The following is a 301-nucleotide window of genomic DNA, read 5'->3' on the forward strand; positions in this document are numbered from 1 at the left end:
ACAGAACGTCTCGGCGGTCCTCGGCGACGGCGCGGCCGGCCTGCCCGAACACGCGCCGTACGACCGCATCCAGTTCACCGTCGGTGCGGGCGACGTGCCGGTGAAGATCCTCGACCAACTCGCGCCCGGCGGCCGCCTCGTCCTGCCGATGCGCATCCGCGGCAGCATCTCCCGCTCCTTCGCCTTTGAGCGCGACGGCGATGTGTGGCGGACCGTCTCCTGCGAGATGGCCAGCTTCATCCCCTTGCGCAAGGGCGTCTGCGACGACGTCTACACCGTCGTGCCCATGGTCGGAGAGGGC

Annotated in this window: 1 pseudogene; it reads left to right on the forward strand. The window is 70.1% G+C overall.

Going from position 1 to position 301, the window contains the following annotated elements:
* Positions 1 to 301: pseudogene (locus tag IH54_RS0138920) on the forward strand (methyltransferase, FxLD system); the annotation flags it as partial.

The organism is Streptomyces sp. NRRL F-5123, assembly GCF_000721495.1.
Classification (GTDB): Bacteria; Actinomycetota; Actinomycetes; order Streptomycetales; family Streptomycetaceae; genus Actinacidiphila.